Below are 14,307 nucleotides of genomic sequence, written 5' to 3' on the forward strand. Positions count from 1 at the left end.
AAAAGCGCCCGGGGTGTCCTCGGGCGCTTTTTGCTTGCTTTGCTTCGCTTATTTCTTCGCTTGGGCCAGCCACTTGGTGGCCAGCTCTACCCAGTAGGTGGCGCCCAGGGGGATCAGGTCGTCGTTGAAGTCGTAGCTGGGGTTGTGCAGGGTGCAGGGGCCGCCGCCGTGGCCGATGGCGCGGTGGTCGCCTTCGCCGTTGGCGATAAAGCAGTAGGCGCCGGGCTTGGCTTGCAGCATGAAGGAGAAGTCTTCGGCGCCCATCGTGGGCTCTTGCGCTTTCACCTTATCGGCGCCGATGATGTCGACCATCACCTGGCGGGCGAACTCGGCTTCGGGAGCGCTGTTGACGGTGGCGGGGTAGTTGCGGTTGAAGTGGAACTCGCACTGGGCGTTGTTCATCGCGCAGCAGCCTTCGGCCACCTGGCGCATGCGTGACTCGATCAGGTCCAGCACTTCGGTGCGGAAGGTGCGCACCGTGCCTTGCAGCTCCACGCGGTCGGGGATGACGTTGTTGGCTTCACCGCCGTGGATCATGGTCACGGAGATCACGCCGGTATCGAGCGGCTTCTTGTTGCGGGTGATGATGGTCTGGAAGGCGGTCACAATCTGGCAGGCGATGGGCACGGGGTCGTTGCCCATGTGCGGCATCGCGCCGTGGCCGCCCTTGCCGGTGATGGTGATCTTGAAGTCGTTGCTGGAGGCCATCACCGGGCCGGGGCTCACGGCCATATTGCCGGCAGCCATGCCGGGCCAGTTGTGCATGCCAAACACCGCCTGCATCGGGAATTTCTCGAACAGGCCGTCCTTGATCATCTCGCGCGCGCCGCCACCGCCTTCTTCGGCGGGCTGGAAGATCAGGTAGACCGTGCCGTCAAAATCGCGGAACTTGGAGAAATGCTTGGCAGCGGCCAGCAGCATGGCGGTGTGGCCGTCATGGCCGCAGGCGTGCATCTTGCCGGCATGGCGGCTGGCGTGGTCAAAGGTGTTGGACTCCTGCATCGGCAGCGCATCGATATCGGCGCGCAGGCCCACGGCCTGGCCGCTGGCGCCGCCGTCCTTGCCGTGCACGATGCCGACCACGCCGGTGGTTCCCAGGCCGCGGTGGATCGGAATGCCCCATTCCGTCAGCTTGGCTGCCACCAGATCGGCCGTGCGCACCTCTTCAAAGCACAGCTCCGGGTGGGCGTGGATGTCTTTGCGGATCTGGGCGATGCTGGCCGCTTCGGCCACGATGGAATCAATCAGCTTCATGGAAAATCCTGTTGGCTACATGGGGGTGTATCTGTCTGGCGGCGCCTGGGGGGCCAAGGTGTTGGCGGGCGGCGTGCCAAGCCCTCTATGGTGCAGCAAAGCCGGGCGCCCCTGCGCTGAAATGTCTTGGGAATAACCCTGGGCCTGGGCCTGGGCCCCGCTCAAAAACGTGCTGCACGCGACCCCAGCCCCTGCCATCTGGCGCTACCATGTGCAGCACAACTCTCCCCCCGATTTTGCGCCCTTCTGGGCGCCGCCACTGCCATGACCACTTCCGCTGCCACCACTACCGTTTTGGGGGCCTGCCCCCATGACTGCCCCGACACCTGCTCGCTGGTCACCACGGTGGTCGATGGCGTGGCCACCAAGGTCAGCGGCAACCCCGCGCATGGGCATACCGGCGGCGTGCTCTGCGCCAAGGTGAGCAAATACACCGAGCGCAGCTACCATGCCGACCGGGTGCTGCAGCCGATGAAGCGGGTGGGGCCCAAGGGCAGCGGCCAGTTCCAGCCGGTGGGCTGGGACGAGGCGCTGGCCGATATCAGCGAACGGCTGCACCGCATTGCGCAAACCGATCCGCAGGCCATCCTGCCCTACAGCTATGCCGGCACCATGGGCCTGGTGCAGGGCGAGAGCATGGACCGGCGCTTTTTCCACCAGCTGGGCGCCTCGCTGCTGGACCGCACCATCTGCGCCAGCGCGGGGTCCGAGGCCTTGCTGCACACCTATGGCGGCAAGCTGGGCATGCGGGTGCAGTTCTTTGCCGAGAGCCGGCTGATCCTGATTTGGGGCAGCAACAGCATTGGCAGCAACCTGCATTTCTGGCGCTATGCGATGGAGGCCAAGCGCCATGGCGCCAAGCTGGTCTGCATCGATCCGCGCAAGAGCGAGACCGCCGACAAATGCCATGAGCACCTGCAGCTGCTGCCCGGCACCGACGCGGCGCTGGCGCTGGCACTGATGCATGAGCTGATCACCCACGACTGGCTGGACCACGACTACATCGCCCAGCACACGCTGGGCTGGGATGCGCTGAAGGAGCGTGCCTTGCAGTGGCCACCCGAGCGTGCCGCCCAGGTCTGCGGCATTGATGCCGCGCAGATCCGCAGCCTGGCGCGCGACTACGGCACGACCGAGCTGGCGGCCATTCGCCTCAACTACGGCATGCAGCGCACGCGCGGCGGCGGCAATGCCGTGCGCGCGGTCGCCTGCCTGCCAGCGCTCGTGGGCGCCTGGCGCCACCGCGCAGGCGGCCTGCTGCTGTCGAGCTCCTCGTCAGCCCCGGCACGCCGGGGGGCGCTGCAGATGCCGGCGCTCTTGGGCGCGCGCCAGCCCCGCACCATCAACATGAGCACGATTGGCGATGCGTTGCTCAAGCCCGCCAGTGCTGAGTTCGGCCCGCAGATTGCAGCGCTCCTCTGCTACAACAGCAACCCGGTAGCCGTCGCCCCCGATTCGGCCAAGGTGGTCCAGGGCTTTGCGCGTGAGGACCTGTTCACCGTGGTGCTGGAGCACTTCATGACCGACACGGCCGACTATGCCGACTATGTGCTGCCCGCCACCAGCCAGCTCGAGCACTGGGACATCCACACCAGCTACGGCCACACCGATGTGCTGCTCAACCGCCCGGCCATTGCGCCGCTGGGCCAGGCGCGCAGCAATGCCCAGATCTTCCGCGACCTGGCAGCCCAAATGGCGCGCTACGACAGCGCCTTTGCCGCGCCGCATTTTGCCGACAGCGACGAGGAGCTGTGCCGCCAGGCGGTCGATCCCACGCGCATCCCGTTCGAGCAGCTGCTGGACCAGGGCTTTGTCGCGCAGGACCTGCCCGACGCCCCTTTTGCCGAGGGCGGCTTTGCGACGCCCTCGGGCAAGTGCGAGTTCCACAGCGCGGCGCTGGAGGCCATGGGCATCAACCCCTTGCCCGACTACCTGCCCAACCATGAGCTGCCCACGGCCAGCCACCCGCTGGCGATGATCTCGCCGCCGGCGCGCAATTTTCTCAACTCCACCTTCGTCAACGTGCGCCAGCTGCGCAGTGCCGAAGTGCGCCCGATGCTGGAGATGCACCCCAGCGATGCGCAAAGCCGAGAGATTGCCGATAGCGATCTGGTGCGCGTGTTTAACAACCGGGGCGAGCATGTCTGCCATGCCAACATCAACGGCCGCGCCCGGCCCGGCGTCGTGGTGGGGCTGGGCATCTGGTGGCGCAAGGATGGGCCCAATGGCACCAACGTCAATGAGCTGACCCACCAGCAACTGACCGATATCGGACGCGCACCGTCCTTTTATGACTGTGCGGTGCAGGTCGAGCGCATGGTCAATGCCGACATCAGCCATGAAGGAATCGCCGCATGAGCGCCGTAGAACAAGCCTTTTCAGCCAGCTATGCTGCAGCACGCCAGCAGTTTCTCGAGGCTGCCGCCTCGGCCGGAATGGCGCTGCAGTCTCAGTCCCATCCGTTGACCGGGGTAGAGGGCGAAGCGCTGGCCATGGATGTGGCCCGCGATGGCCCGGCCGATGCCGACCAGCTGCTGATCCTCAGCAGTGCCTGCCATGGCATCGAAGGCTATTGCGGCAGCGGCGTGCAGGTCTATGCGCTGCGCGATGCCGAGTGGCTGGACAAGGCGCGCAGTGCCGGCGTGGCCGTGCTCTATGTGCATGCGCTCAATCCCCATGGCTTTTCCTACGGCCGGCGTGTGACGCAGGAGAACGTCGACCTGAACCGCAACTTTGTCGATTTCTCCCAGCCGCTGCCGGGCAACCCGGCCTATGACCAGCTGCACGACGTGATCGTGCCGGCCCAGTGGCCGCCCACGGCCCAGGTGCAGCAGGCGATGCAGGACTTTATCGACGCACATGGCCTCAAGGCCTGGCAGGCCGCTGTGGCCCAGGGCCAGTACCGCCATCCGCAGGGCGTGTTCTTTGGCGGCCAGGCCCCCACCTGGAGCAACCAGACCCTGCGCCAGGTGCTGCGCCAGCACGGCCAAGCGGCACGCCAGATTGCCTGGATCGATGTGCACACCGGCCTGGGCCCTAATGGCTATGGCGAGCGTATCTTTACCGGCCCGCCCGGCGATGCGGTCATGCTGGCGCGGGCGCGCCGCTGGTGGGATGGCGCCGGCGCCACGCCAGTTACCTCGATCGATGACGGCAGCTCCTCGTCGCCGCCGCTGACCGGCTTGCTGTGGAACAGCGTGGCGCAGGAATGCCCGCAGGCGGCCTTTACCGGCATGGCCCTGGAGTACGGCGTGCTGCCGGTGCATGCCACCTTGGATGCCTTGCGTGCCGACCACTGGCTGCACCAGCACCCCGAGGCGCCGGCAGACCAGCAAGCCGCTATCCACCAGCAGATGCGCGAAGCGTTCTACGACGAGAGCGTGGCCTGGAAGGGGCAGATCATCAGCCAGGCGCGGCAGGCGCTGTTCCAGACCGTCGATGGGCTCAGCCGCGAGGCGCGCTGATCTCCAGCTGAGCGTCCTGCACCGCGACCTGCTGGCAGCCCCAGTGGTGCAGGCATTCGCGCAGCAAGACCAACAGCGCCGCCTGCGCCGGCGCCAGCTGCAGGCCGCTGCGGCTGCCGCCCATCATCTGGTGGGCATAGCGGTTGAACAGCTGCTCGATGGCGTCGGTCGTCTGCAGGGCAGCTTGCGGCTCGGGCAGCTGCGCCGCGAGGGCTGCCATGTCCGGCGCGCGGCACAGCAAAGCCAGCTGGGGCCCCGGCGCTGGCCAGCTGCGGGTCAGCGGCATGATCTGGTCCTCGACCAGCTCAATCACCTGCTCCACCTGGCCGGCGCCCACGGGTGGGCGGCTCAGGTACTGTGTTGCCAATTGGCCATAGCCCAGTGGCAGATCGTGTCGGATAGGTGACGCGTTTTGCGGCGCCAGGCGCCAGACATGGCAGGCATCCGGGTCGGCTTGCAGCACCACCCATTCCTGGTCTGGAAAGCGCGCTTGCAGCGCGGCCAAACCCTGCAAAATCGCGGGGTTTGAAGGGATGGTCGGGTCGGAGGGCAGGGATGTGGACATGGTCGCTGGGCAATGCTAAGCGCGCTTGATCGGCGCTGCTCGCTGTATCTTTTATACATATGCTGTCAGTAGGTGTGTCAGACAAATGCCATTGACGGCGCGAAGCGGCGCCACACAATAAGTGCCATGAATATCCTGCAGTCCAAGCTCGAAGAGAAGCTGGCGGGTTTGCCAGTGTCGGTTGCCATCTCCATGCCCCAGGGCGGATGGATCGGTCCACCGGACCAGGCGCAAGTGCGTATCCGCTGCCACAATGCGGCGGCGCTGGCCTCGCTGGCGGCGGGCGATGTGGGGGTGGTCGGCGCGGCCATCGTCGAGGGCCATGTCGAGATCGAAGGCACGATGCGCGATGCCATGGCCGCAGCGGTGGCCTTGATGCCCGCCGACCCGGTGGCCGCGCGCTCGACCTGGTGGAGCCGGCTGCTGGCGCGCTCCCGCTCGGCAGCGCTCCATACCTTGACCAAGGATTCCGAGCAGATCCAGTTCCACTACGACGTCTCGGACGACTTCTACGGCCTGTGGCTGGACCCGCGCCGCGTCTACTCCTGCGCCTACTATGCCGAGCCCGGCTACAGCCTGGCGCAGGCGCAGGAGGCCAAGCTCGATCTGATCTGCCGCAAGCTGCGGCTGCAGCCCGGCGAACGTTTTCTGGATGTGGGCGCCGGCTGGGGCGGTCTGCTCTTGTGGGCAGCCGAGCACTACGGCATCGAGGGCACGGGCATCACCTTGTCGAAGAACCAGCATGCCTATGTCAACCGGCTGATCGAACAAAAAGGCCTGCAGGGCCGGGTCCGGATGCTGCTGACCGACTACCGCCAACTGCAGGTGGACCAGCCCTTTGACAAGATCGCTTCGGTGGGCATGTTCGAGCATGTGGGCCGCGCGCATATGCAGGAGTACTTCAGCGTGCTCAAGCGCCTGATCAAGCCCGGCGGTTTGCTGATGAACCACGGCATCACCGCTGGCGGCACCGACAACGAACAGCTGGGCGCGGGCATGGGCGATTTCATCGAGAAATACATCTTCCCTGGCGGCGAGCTGATCCATGTCAGCGCCGTGCTCGAAGAGATGGCCCATGCCGGCTGGGAGATGGTGGACACCGACAACCTGCGCCCCCATTACGCCAAGACCTTGTGGGCCTGGTCCGATGCGCTGGAGGCGCAGCTCGATGAGGCGCTGGCCATCCTCTCGCACAAGGGCAACCCCGCGCAGGCGGCCAAGACCTTGCGCGCCTACCGCCTCTACCTGGCCGGTTGCGCCACCGGTTTTGAGCACAGCTGGGTGGCGCTGCACCAGATGCTGGCTGTCATGCCCGATAGATCGATGACGACAGGGACCATGCCTGGTGCACAATCACAATACCCGTTCACCCGGGACTATATGTATCGATAAGGAGCGCACCGTGCTATTCAAATTCAAATCGCAGGCCACTGCAGACATGATCATGCTCGAGCCCGATGCCCGCAAGGTGCTGCAGATCATCGGCAAGGACGCCTCGCCACGCGGCATCATCACCACCGACCAGATTCCGCAGGCCATTGCGGCGCTGCAGGCCGCCGTGGCGGCTGAAGACGAGCGCGCGCAGGCGGCCAAAACCCAGGATCTGGACCAGGACCCCGAAGACGCCGATGGCCAGGATGTGAAGGCAAGCGTCGGCCTCAAGCAGCGGGCGGTGCCCTTTATCGAGATGCTGCGCCGCAGCGCGGCTGAGCAGGCCGATGTGGTCTGGGGCGGTTGATACGCACAGTAGCAACGCGCCGCGTCCAACGAAAAAAAGACTGCCGAGGCAGTCTTTTTGCATGGAGGCTGAAGATCAGTCGGCGAAGGTGCCAGCAGCCTTGATGATAGGCGTCCACTTGGCGATCTCGGCCTGCACAAAGGCCTTGTGGCCTTCGGGTGTGATGCGCTGGTCGGTAGCGACCACGGCGCTCAGGTTCTCGGACTTCTTGATGAACTCGGGGTCCTTCAGGGCCACCTTCAGCGCGTCGTTGACCTTCTTCAGGATGTCGGCCGGCGTGCCCTTGGGCGCGTACAGGCCGTGCCAGATCGTCACTTCAAAGCCCTTGAGGCCTTCTTCCTGCAAGGTCGGCAGGTCCTTGAGCGATGGCGTGGTCAGGCGCTTGGAAGTCGTCACCGCATAGGCCTTGACCTTCTTGCCCTCGATCTGGCCGGTGGTGTTGGTGGTCTGGTCGCACAGCACATCGACCTGGTTTCCCATCAGGTCGGCAATGGCCGGTGCGGCGCCCTTGTACGGCACGGCGGTCAGCGGGATCTTCAAGGTGCTTTGCAGCAGCAGGCCGCACAGGTGCGAGGCAGAACCGATACCGGCATTGGCCAGGTTGACCTTGTCCTTTTCCTTGTTCAGGTAGGCGGCCAGTTCCTTGTAGTTGTTCGGCGCCAGGGTGGGCTTGCCGATCAGCGTCATCGGCACGTCGTTGATGATGCCCAGGTATTCGAAGTCCTTGGTCACATCGAAGGACAGCTTGCGGTAGAGGATGGGGGCCGTGGCCACGCCGATGTGGTTGAGCAGCAGGGTGTAGCCGTCTGGTTTGGCACGTGCGGCCTTGGCCATGCCGATGGTGCTGCCTGCGCCGTCGGCATTGTCGATGACCACGGTCACGCCATTGAGGGGCTTGCGCAGCGCCTCGGCCAGGTCGCGTGCCACGCGGTCGGTCGGGCCGCCAGCGGTGAACGGCACGACGATGGTGATGGGCTTGTTGGGGTAGGAGGCGTCAGCATAGGCGCCGGTGGCGGTAGCGGCCGCCAGGGCCAGTGCAGTCCATTGCATCATCTTGTTCATAACGGCTTGTCTCTCTTGAGGGGAAAAAGACTGCCATCCTAACGAGAACAGACTGGGGTTTTTTCTAAGGTAAACCCTTGTTTTTCCTGAGTGTTTCGAGTTTTTGACAAAGGTTTTTTTTGCGAACTTAAAGCCAAATGGCCGCCCGGCTCAACCACGGTTTGTGATAGATGCTATCAATATTGATAGTTGAAATGTCGTAAGCCTTGGGCGAAATGTCGTGCGACCAGAGGCAGTGATGGACATTTATTTGCGCTGGCGCAAGCCGTTTGGCCCGCAACCAGGGGCTTCCAAGCCAAGCAATATCCGTAGCCTTCCTATGGCTTTCACCCCGCTTACGCGCTCAGCGACCCGCTGACGATGGCTGCCGCCGCCGCGCGGGTCTCCACGCCCAGCTTTTCAAACACATGCTCCAGGTGCTTGTTGACGGTGCGCGGGCTCATGCCCAGGATCTGCGCAATGTCGCGGTTGGTCTTGCCCTTGGCCAGCCAGCCCAGTACCTCCGTCTCGCGCGGCGTCAGCGCTGCATCCTGCAGGCGCTGGGTGCTGGCGCGCAGGCCCTCATGGCCCAGGCGCAGCACCAGCATGCGCTCGCCAATGCCCACCTCGCCCACCGACTGGGCCAGCAGGCTGCCGCTGCCCAGCGGGTGCTGGGCGGCGGTTTCCCAGGCTGACTGCAACCAGGCCGTTGCCGCTGCCGCGCTGGCGCCAAAGGCCTGTTCCAGCCACAGCGCTGCTTGCGGCGAGCGCCAGGCCAGGCGCCCCTGGCGGTCGAGCACCACCACGCCCATGCCGGCCACATCGACCGCGGCCTGGGCCATGCGGCCCACATGGGCGTTGTGCATATGGCGGGCCAGGCGCGCGAGCACCTCGGGCAGCTTTAGCGGTTTGACGACATAGTCCACGCCGCCGCAGGCAAAGCCTTCGACGATATGGTCGGTCTCCGACAGCCCGGTCATGAAAATGACCGGCACATGGGCCCAGGCCGGGTGGGCCTTGATCTTGCGGCACAGCGAAAAGCCGCTCTCGCCGGGCATCACGCAGTCGAGCAGTACGGCGTCCGGCGTGGCGATCTCCAGGCGCTCCAGCGCCTCGGCTGCATTGCGGGCGACCAGCACGGTGTAGTCCTGCTGACTGAGCGCGTCGCAGAGAAATCCCAGGGTCTCGACGGCATCGTCCACGACGAGAACAACACCGGCATGGGGCGTGAAAGTGGGCATGGTCAGTGGTCCGCAGGCCCTGCAGGCCCGAGGCTCTCCAGAATGAGGGGAAAGTCAAAACGCTGGGCAGCGGCATCGAGGGCCTGCAGCGTGCCGCGCGATTGGGGGTGGCTGGCCTGGGCGTCCGCCAGCAGTTTGCGCAGGCCGGCGCCATCGCCAAAGCGCGCCAGGCGCGTGATGTCCGACTGCAGATCCGGCGGCAGGGGCGGCTCCTGCGGCGCCGGTGGCGGCGCTGCGGGGGCCGTGGTCGCAGAGCCAGCCGAGCCAGCCGAGCCAGCGGCCATGTCTTCTATCCATTCGAGCTTCAGCAGCCAGGCCAGCGTGTCCATCAGCTCGGACTCCAACACCGGTTTGCCGACAAAGGCCTGGCAGCCGGCGCGCTCGAGCTGCTCGGGCTGGTTCTCGAACAGGTCGGCCGAGACAATGACGATGGGCAGGTGCATGGCGCTGTACTGCTGGCGCACCAGCGCAGCGGTCTGCCAGCCGCTCAGGTCGTCCATGCTCAGGTCCAGCAACAGGGCGTCGGGTGGCGTGTCGCGGATGACCTCCAGGCATTCCTGGCCGCTGGCCGCCTCCAGCACGGTAAAGCCCAGCGGGATCAGCACGCCGGCGATCAGCTGGCGGTGGATGGGCTGGTCATCGACCAGCAGCAGGGTTCTGCGCGGGCCCAGGTAGCCGCCGATAAAGGGGCGGGCCTGGGGCTGGCCGGCCAGTGCGCGCGGCGGGTTGTGCACCTCGCTCAGGTACAGGCGCACCGAGAACGTGCTGCCCTGGCCGGGCGTGCTTTGCAGGCTCAGCTCCCCGCCCATCAGCAAGGTCAGCATGCGGGTGATGGTCAGGCCCAGGCCGGTGCCGGTGCTGGCGGCGCGGCGCCCGGCACTGCCCCGCTCAAAGGGCATGAAGATGCGCTCATGGTCCTGCGGCGCGATGCCGATGCCCGTGTCGCGGATGTCAAAGCGCACCACATCGCTGTGGCAGTCCACCTGCAGGCGGATGCTGCCACTGTCGGTAAAGCGGATGGCATTGCCCAGCAGGTTGATCAGAATCTGGCGCAGGCGCTTGGCATCCGCCCGCACCCAGGCGGGAATGCGGCCTTGCGTCTGCAGCTCGAACTGCAGGCCCTTGGCCTGGGCCTGCGGCCGCACCATGCGGTTGACCGCTTCGAGAAACTCGGGGAACTGCAGCGGCGCCGGGTCCAGCCGCAGGCGCCCGGCCTCGATGCGTGCCAGGTCCAGCAACTCGTCGATCAGCGAATGCATGTGCTGGCCGCTGTGCAGCATGGTGCTGATGTTTTCGTGCGCGGGGCCGGGCAGGTCGCTGCGCCGCAGCAGCAGCTGGGCATAGCCCAGGATGCTGGTCAGCGGCGTGCGCAGCTCATGGGCCATGCCGGCCACATAGCGTGACTTGGCCTGGTTGGCCGCCTCGGCATGCTCCTTGGCGGCCTGCAGCTGGGCATCGGTGCGCTGGTGGGCCTCGATCTCCTGCATCAGCATCTGCGTCTGGCGCTCGGACTCCTCGCGCGCCATGCGCCGGCTGTCCTTGGCCAGCACCAGCCACCAGGCGTAGAGCGCGCACAGCAGCGCCAGCAGCGAGAACGCGCGCACAAAGGCCCAGCGCAAATCCGTCTGCCCGGGCGAGAGGCTTTGCTGCATATAGACCACGAACAAGGCCAGCGCCATGGGGCTGGTCAGCAGCAGCACCGTGCCCGCATAGGACGCGAGCCGAAAGTTGATGCTGCGCTGGATGCGCTGGGGCAGCAGGCTCTCGTAGAGGCTGCGCCACTGCACCTGGGCCCGCGCCGTGCTGGGCTTGCAGCGGTCGTGGCAGCGCGAATCGAGCGAGCAGCACAGCGAGCAGATCGGCGCGCCATAGGCGGGGCAGCCGGCCATGTCGGCGCGCTCGAACTGGTTCTGGCAGACAGCGCACTGCAGCTGCGCAGCCTCGAACTGCTCGGGCTGGCGGGCGATATACCAGCGCCCGCCGGTGGCCCAGGCCAGCAGCGGCGATACCAAAAGCGCAATGGCCAGCGCAATATAGGGCGCAAAGGCGCTGGCCAGCTCGCCCAGCAGGCCACTATAGGCAATGCCGGCGGCCAGCGCGGCAATGCCCATGGCGCCCAGGCCGACCGGGTTGAGGTCGTGCAGGTAGGCGCGGCGGAACTCGGTGCCCGTCGGGCTCAGGCCCAGCGGCTTGTTGATGACCAGATCGGCCACCAGCGCGCCAACCCAGGCGACTGCGATATTGCTGTAGATGCCCAGCACCTTCTCCAGCGCACTGAACACGCCCAGGGTCATGATCAGCATCGCAATCATCACGTTGAAGACCAGCCACACGACGCGGCCGGGGTGGCTGCGGGTGAGGCGCGAGAACACATTCGACCAGGCGAGCGACCCGGCATAGGCATTGGTCACATTGATCTTGATCTGCGCCATGATGACGAAGACCAGCGTAATCCAGAGGGCGACGCCCGGGTCCTGCACGATCTTGCCAAAGGCGGTGAGGTAGAGGTGGGTGGGGTCCGAGGCCTCGGCCACGGTCGAGCCAAACTGCAGCGCCACATAGGCCAGGTAGGCGCCGCCCAACATGCGCGCCGCACCCAGCAGAATCCAGCCGGGCCCGCCCATCAGCACACAAAACCACCAGCGGCCCCGGTTGGAGGCCGTCTTGCGCGGCATGAAGCGCAGGTAATCGACCTGCTCGCCCACCTGCACGATCAGCGCGAAGATCACCGTGCTGGCCGAGCCGAAATACAGCCAGTTGAAATCGGCGCTGCCCGAGGTCAGGCCCGACAGGCCCGGCAGCTCCTGCACAAACTGCGGCTGCTGGAAGGCCAGCCACAGGTAGGGGGTCAGCAGCATCACGGCCCACAGCGGCTGGGTCCAGGCCTGCAGCTTGGAGATGAAGGTGACGCCATAGAGCACCATCGGGATCACCACCAGCGCGCACAGCACATAGCAGACCACCAGCGGCCAGCCCAGCGCCATCTGCACCGCCAGCGCCATGATGGCCGCCTCCAGCGCAAAGAAGATAAAGGTGAAGGTGGCGTAGACCAGCGAGGTGATGGTCGAGCCCAGGTAGCCAAAGCCGGCGCCCCGGGTGAGCAGGTCCATGTCCAGCCCATAGCGCGCCGCGCAGACCGAGATGGGCCAGGCTGTCAGAAAAATGACGATGCCCATCACCGCAATGGCCCAGGCGGCGCTGCTAAAGCCATAGGCCAAGGTGATGGTCGCGCCAATGGCCTCCAGCGCCAGAAAGGACAGCCCGCCCATCGCCGTGTTCAGCAGCTGCCACTCGCTCCAGCGCCGGGCCTTTTGCGGCGTATAGCGCAGTGCGTAGTCCTCCATGGTCTCGTCGGCCACCCAGGCGTTGTATTCGCGGCGGATCGGGAAGATCTTTTGGGACGGTTTGGTCATCACAGGCAGCGCACAGGCGCTGGGGGCAAGGGATCCGCAGACCAAGCAATATTCAGGCCACGGCAAGGCTGGTGCGGCCGGCGAGGTGTGGCCGGCCAAGTGCAGCCGGCCAGGTGTGGTCGCCGAGACGTGGCCGGTGAGGTGCGGCCGGTGAGGTGCACCCCAAGGTGTGTTGGGCGAGCAAGCTTAGCCTGCGGTGGCTACGCAGGGGCTACGTCAAATGACGTATGGGTGTTTGGCGGCCGCACTTTTAGAGTGGCTACAGGTTTCAACCCGTTACCAGTTCAGCCCGCTGAACCACTTGAGGAGAAAAGCATGTCTCAGGATTTCCATCAGTCGCTTCGCCGCCGCCGTCTCTTGCAAGGCCTGGGTGCCATCAGTGTGGCGGGTCTGCCCATGCTGGCCCGCGCCCAGACCCCGCCGACCGCCCAGGTCAACACCACCAAGCTGGCGGTGACCGACACCGAGGTGGTGGTCGGGCAGCTGCACTCGTCGACCGGCACGATGGCGATCTCCGAGACCGGCTCCATCCAGGCCGAGCAACTGGCCATTGACCAGATCAACGCGATGGGCGGTGTGCTGGGCCGCAAGATCCGCGTGATCAAGGAAGACGGCGCCTCCGACTGGCCCACCTTTGCTGAAAAGGCCAAGAAGCTGCTCATCAGCGACCATGTGGCCACCGTGTTTGGCTGCTGGACCTCGGCCTCGCGCAAGGCCGTGCTGCCGGTCTTCGAGAAGGAAAACGGCCTGCTCTACTACCCCACCTTCTACGAAGGCCTGGAGCAGAGCAAGAACGTCATCTACACCGGCCAGGAAGCGACCCAGCAGATTCTGTACAGCCTCGACTGGGCCAAGAAGGAAAAGAACGCCTCCAAGGTGTTCCTGGTGGGCTCGGACTACATCTGGCCACGTACCTCGATGAAGATTGCGCGCAAGCACATCGAGACCTTCCAGAAAGGCAAGGTCGTCGGCGAGGAGTACTACCCGCTCAGCAACACCAACTTCAACTCGCTGATCAACAAGATCAAGGTGGCCAAGCCCGATCTGATCTTTGCCGCTGTCGTGGGCGGCTCCAACGTGGCCTTCTACAAGCAGCTCAAGGCCGCAGGCATCACCGGTGACAAGCAGTTCCTGGTGACCCTGTCGGTGACCGAGGACGAAATGCTGGGCATTGGCGGCGAGAACTTTGCCGGCTTCTACTCGAGCATGAAGTACTTCCAGACGCTGGACAACCCCAACAACAAGAAGTTTGTCGAGGCCTTCAAGGCCAAGTACGGCCCCAAGTCGGTCATCGGCGATGTGACCCAGGCCGGTTACCTGGGCCCCTGGTTGTGGAAGGCCGCTGTCGAGAAGGCCGGCAGCTTCGATGTCGACAAGGTCGTGGCCGCCTCGCCGGGCATCGAGCTCAACACTGCCCCGGAAGGCTACGTGAAGATCGACGCCAACCACCACCTCTGGAGCAAGTCGCGCATTGCGCAGGGCCTGCCGGACGGGACCTTCAAGGTGGTGTCCGAGTCGCCCGAGTTGATCAAACCTGATCCGTTCCCTAAAGGCTACCAATAACGCTGCCCCTCCGGCGCGGGCCATAGGC

General features: G+C 65.3%; 10 protein-coding genes. 5 read left to right on the forward strand and 5 right to left on the reverse strand.

Features of this window, described 5'->3' with window-relative positions; translation table 11 throughout:
* Nucleotides 1-48 precede the first annotated feature (48 nt).
* Nucleotides 49-1,254, reverse strand: coding sequence for a M20 aminoacylase family protein (locus F0Q04_RS04945; protein ID WP_021028679.1), 1,206 nt, complete (start codon nucleotides 1,252-1,254; stop codon nucleotides 49-51).
* Between the two features lie 264 nt (nucleotides 1,255-1,518).
* On the opposite strand from F0Q04_RS04945, the gene F0Q04_RS04950 reads away from it, so the two are divergent.
* Both F0Q04_RS04950 and F0Q04_RS04955 read left to right on the forward strand, forming a co-directional pair.
* The gene (locus F0Q04_RS04950; RefSeq protein WP_182344782.1) at nucleotides 1,519-3,612 is read left to right on the forward strand and encodes a molybdopterin-containing oxidoreductase family protein; all 2,094 of its coding nucleotides are present in this window, start codon (nucleotides 1,519-1,521) and stop codon (nucleotides 3,610-3,612) included.
* Complete coding sequence (locus tag F0Q04_RS04955) at nucleotides 3,609-4,718, forward strand: M14 family metallopeptidase (protein ID WP_182344784.1); 1,110 nt, start codon at nucleotides 3,609-3,611, stop codon at nucleotides 4,716-4,718. Before F0Q04_RS04950 ends, F0Q04_RS04955 begins: the two co-directional genes overlap by 4 nt.
* Here the strand turns inward: F0Q04_RS04955 and F0Q04_RS04960 are convergent.
* Entirely contained in the window at nucleotides 4,699-5,283 is a 585-nt protein-coding gene (locus tag F0Q04_RS04960; protein WP_182344785.1) for a hypothetical protein, read from the reverse strand. The genes F0Q04_RS04955 and F0Q04_RS04960 overlap by 20 nt on opposite strands.
* A gap of 126 nt (nucleotides 5,284-5,409) precedes the next feature.
* Between F0Q04_RS04960 and F0Q04_RS04965 the strand changes: the two genes are divergently transcribed.
* Together F0Q04_RS04965 and F0Q04_RS04970 are read left to right on the forward strand one after the other, a co-directional pair.
* Nucleotides 5,410-6,675, forward strand: coding sequence for a class I SAM-dependent methyltransferase (locus F0Q04_RS04965; protein WP_182344786.1), 1,266 nt, complete (start codon nucleotides 5,410-5,412; stop codon nucleotides 6,673-6,675).
* A 10-nt stretch (nucleotides 6,676-6,685) separates the two neighbouring features.
* Complete coding sequence (locus F0Q04_RS04970; RefSeq protein ID WP_116926167.1) at nucleotides 6,686-7,021, forward strand: DUF1840 domain-containing protein; 336 nt, start codon at nucleotides 6,686-6,688, stop codon at nucleotides 7,019-7,021.
* A gap of 75 nt (nucleotides 7,022-7,096) precedes the next feature.
* Here F0Q04_RS04970 and F0Q04_RS04975 read toward each other — a convergent pair whose 3' ends face one another.
* The 3 genes from F0Q04_RS04975 to F0Q04_RS04985 all read right to left on the reverse strand — a co-directional run bounded on the left by F0Q04_RS04975 (nucleotide 7,097) and on the right by F0Q04_RS04985 (nucleotide 12,716).
* The gene (locus F0Q04_RS04975) at nucleotides 7,097-8,074 is read right to left on the reverse strand and encodes a tripartite tricarboxylate transporter substrate-binding protein (protein ID WP_409935211.1); all 978 of its coding nucleotides are present in this window, start codon (nucleotides 8,072-8,074) and stop codon (nucleotides 7,097-7,099) included.
* Between the two features lie 344 nt (nucleotides 8,075-8,418).
* Nucleotides 8,419-9,303 (reverse strand): response regulator, encoded by an 885-nt coding sequence (locus F0Q04_RS04980; protein ID WP_116926169.1) that lies wholly within the window; start codon nucleotides 9,301-9,303, stop codon nucleotides 8,419-8,421.
* Nucleotides 9,304-9,305: 2 nt separating this feature from the next.
* The gene (locus F0Q04_RS04985) at nucleotides 9,306-12,716 is read right to left on the reverse strand and encodes an ATP-binding protein (RefSeq protein WP_182344787.1); all 3,411 of its coding nucleotides are present in this window, start codon (nucleotides 12,714-12,716) and stop codon (nucleotides 9,306-9,308) included.
* A 315-nt stretch (nucleotides 12,717-13,031) separates the two neighbouring features.
* Here F0Q04_RS04985 and urtA point away from each other — a divergent pair, with 315 nt between their 5' ends.
* Entirely contained in the window at nucleotides 13,032-14,279 is a 1,248-nt protein-coding gene (gene urtA / locus F0Q04_RS04990; protein ID WP_021028658.1) for an urea ABC transporter substrate-binding protein, read from the forward strand.
* Nucleotides 14,280-14,307 lie beyond the last annotated feature (28 nt).

This window comes from Comamonas koreensis, from assembly GCF_014076495.1.
In the GTDB taxonomy this organism is placed as follows: domain Bacteria; phylum Pseudomonadota; class Gammaproteobacteria; order Burkholderiales; family Burkholderiaceae_C; genus Comamonas; species Comamonas squillarum.